Source organism: Roseibium sp. RKSG952, from assembly GCF_009711355.1.
In genome coordinates this window covers 1-3,382 of the sequence record NZ_SMMF01000657.1, presented here as the reverse complement: position 1 = coordinate 3,382, position 3,382 = coordinate 1, and the positions used below count along the sequence as shown (strand labels likewise).

The window sequence follows — 3,382 nt, the reverse complement described above, 5'->3', positions numbered from 1 at the left end:
AATCCGGGAGCGCAATTACGCAACAACGCCTATTTTGGAGAAATTTGAGGTGCCATTGGCAACAAATGCAGTTCGAAATAGTATAACTGGTTATCGTAGACAGCTCTAAATAAAATTAATTATTATTTGTGTAACTATCACGTAATGTAGAATTTTTTAAAAATGTGTTCCCGAATTTAACTTACGCCCAGTATGAAAAATTTCATGCAACGGTCTCGGTATGAAAATTAATATTATTACTGAATCACGACGTGGTGCTACAATGAAAAAGTATGATCAAAATTGCGTGGATAAAAAAAGATATTGGTATAAATACTTAAGCGGCGCGCCATGTTATATAGATTTGAACCCCTATCGCAAGAGATCAATTAATCTATCTACAGTGTACAAGGAACTTTCGAGTTCAGAAGAATTGATCTTCGGAGATAATAATAATTTTGACAACGAACAAATATTCCTGAAGCTGCAATGCGCAATAGCAGTTTTTTTATCAATCATTACAGATTCTAAAGATATTGTTTTAGGTATTATTAGTAAAAATGATAGACCTGATAAGTCTTTTTTTGCAGCGAGGTTCAATATAGAATTGGAGAATTCTGTATCCTTTCTCGTCGCTCAAGCAAAAGAAGCTGAATTAAACGCGCAAAATACCGGTTTGTTAGACTGTGATTCCGTCGCATCTTCTCTGGGGGTGTTTCCCCCGTCTGGTGTAAACCCGATATTCCAGGTTTTGTGCATAAAGACTAAAGACCCTACGCCAGATTTTGCGGATTTTCCAAATGGGTTAGACCTGATCATAGATTACGAACCGCATTCAAAAAACATAAACTTAAACTTATTTTATAATTCGTTAGTAGTTGATGAAAAATTCGTAATTTCGATGGCTCGTATTATATCGAAAATAACGATATTGATGGTCAGAACTCCGGAAACTTCCGTTGATAAGATATGTCGTGAAGTGCTTCCACAATGCAGCGTAATGTCAACCGCACAAAAATCAAAAAAAACATTAGAGCAAAACTTAGAAGAGGCGTTGGCTTGGTATCCTTTAAACAACTCGCAACGTGATATTTGGCTATCTGAACAAGCGAGTCGAGACGTTCAAAAAACAAATTACGTCGCTGCAACGTTACGATTGCCAAATAATGTAAATCATTCCAATTTAATGACCGCGATGCAAGAGGTTATATGGAGCAGTGAATTTGCATTCCTAAAAATATCGGAAGATGGTGTTCAATCGCGGCACCGTGAGTGCAGAATAAATATCTCCTCAATTGATGTGATAACGAAATTACAATGGCAACAAATAACCTTTGAAGAAATACAGAAGTGGCACATCAGTAGAACAGAAGACGGCGATGGGCGCGGCGATTTTACGCTCTTTTTTGGCTCAGGCGTAGCGCCGATACTAGCATTTCGATGTTCGCATCTTTATTTGGATGGCTGGAGTGTGGTCCGCTTATTTGATGATGTTTGCAAAAATTATGATAAAATCCAGTCGCATGGATTTCCTTTGATTCTACCAAAAAATACCTTCCTTTCGGAAATTCGACATGACCAATTATTGAGATACTCCCCCAAAATTGAGGACGGCTTAGTTTTTTGGAAAAAGTACTTTGAAAAAAATGCAACGGATATTCCGTTGATCGAAAAACTGGCCGACTACCCTCAATATATTGGCCAATCGGGAGATATTAAAAGCGTTCATGTCAAATTAAATATCCAGTTAATAGAACGGCTTCGAGTTGTTTCTGCCAAACTCGGAGTAACACTTAACGCTTTATTGTCTTCTCTTACTGGAATGTATCTATTAAAAATGAGTGGACAAAGAGAAATAACAATTGCAGAGGCTGGATTAGGACGTGAACGAAAGCAAATAAATGTAAAAGGTTGTTTTTCAAACGTTATTCCGTTCATCGTAGAAGCCTCTCCAGAGGATAAGCTTCGCGATTTAATTCAAAAACACTGTTCATCGAACAAATTAATACATACTCATGGTATAAATTGTTTTGGAGAATTCAATAAGACATTAAATCTAAATAATAGATATCAAGAGGTTTGCGTAAATGTACTAATTTCTTCAAAAGCTATTTCAATAAATGGATGCGAGTTATTTTGGAGCCCCGTATCCGGCCAACGTAGTGACATTACATTTTTCTACTCGAATGTTGGAAGAAATCAGCCGTTTGAATTATTAGTAGATTATAATGAATCTGTTTTTTGTGAGAAAACGATTGCGCTTCATTGCCGATATCTAACTTCGTTTCTTCAGAATGTACATGAAAATTTAGATAAGCCATTTGCGGAAATATATATTATTAATAATAATCAATATGATTTAATCACAAACAGATTCAATAATACGGGATGTGATATCCCAAATGATTATAATATCGTAAATTTGTTAACACAATTATCGGAAAAAAACGAGAACAGTATCGCGATTAGACACGGTGGTAAGGATATTCAATATAAAGAATTATTTGAAAAATCAAATAGTTTGTCTGTGTACCTAAGGAATTGCGGCGTTGTAACAGATAGCATTGTAGCCATATGTACAGATAGATCAATAGATTTAATATTATTTGTGATATCTGTTTTAAAAGCCGGGGGCGCTTTTTTATTATTGGATCCAGATTTGCCGATTCAGAGAATCGAATACATCGTCAATGACGCAAGGCCAAATTATTTATTTGCAAATCATAAATTAAAAGAAATTTTTGAGAATAAGAAATTAAAAAACGTTATTAAAATATCCATTGAAGAAGCAAAACGTGATTATTTAAATTTAGATAATTTCTGCGTCGATTTCGTAAATTCGATCACTCCTGAAAACTTAGCTTATGTCATGTATACATCTGGTTCGACTGGCCAACCGAAAGGTGTAATGATAACCCATGCCGCGCTGAGAAATTTTTTGTGGGCGAGTCAACAGGACTTCGATTTGAAGTCAGTGGATCGAATATTATTGTCGTCAAGCGTTTTGTTTGATGTGTTTGTAGAACAGGTATTATTAGGAATAGTCTATAGATGCTGCCTATTAATGGTAAACCCGAAAGAAATATCGGACAAGAATTATATTCAGAGAATAATAAACGAGTATAAGCCTAGCTTTATACACGCGACGCCGACACTGTGGCAGGAGTTGAAAAATTCAAAATTGCCTTTTCAAAGTATTTCATGTGCGATTTCTGGCGGAGAAGTAATTAACCGTGAAGTAATGCAGTTTATGAGGTCTATATCGGATAAATCTTTTAATACATACGGCCCTACGGAGTCCACAATAACAGTAACGGGCGTTGAAATATCGGAAGAAACACAACCGGCAAATATTGGCGGGCCTATTCATAATACGCAAGCTTATGTTGTCGGTGCACGTCTG

The 3,382-nt window shown here is 36.0% G+C and carries 1 protein-coding gene; it reads left to right on the top strand.

Translation table 11 applies throughout. The features are described 5' to 3' along the window. Positions 1-220: 220 nt before the first annotated feature. Positions 221-3,382 (top strand): AMP-binding protein (locus E1297_RS03410; protein WP_155133889.1); only part of this gene is annotated, 3,162 nt, incomplete at its 3' end.